A 212-nucleotide genomic window follows, 5' to 3' on the forward strand; every position below is an offset into this window, starting at 1 on the left:
TTTCGGCGGATCAGATTCTCACTGATCTTTTCGTTACTCATACCGGCATTCTCACTTGTATACGCTCCAGCACTCCTTACGGTATACCTTCAACGCTGTATACAACGCTCCCCTACCCCTGATGCAAAGCATCAAGCCATAGCTTCGGTGGTGTGTTTAGCCCCGTTACATTTTCGGCGCAGAGTCACTCGACCAGTGAGCTATTACGCACT

1 rRNA gene is annotated in these 212 nt (G+C 49.5%); it reads right to left on the reverse strand.

The annotated features are described in order from the left end of the window. Positions 1-212: ribosomal RNA gene (locus KI379_RS33935) — 23S ribosomal RNA — on the reverse strand; the annotation flags it as partial.

The organism is Paenibacillus cineris, assembly GCF_018333335.1.
In the GTDB taxonomy this organism is placed as follows: Bacteria; Bacillota; Bacilli; order Paenibacillales; family Paenibacillaceae; genus Paenibacillus_AQ; species Paenibacillus_AQ favisporus.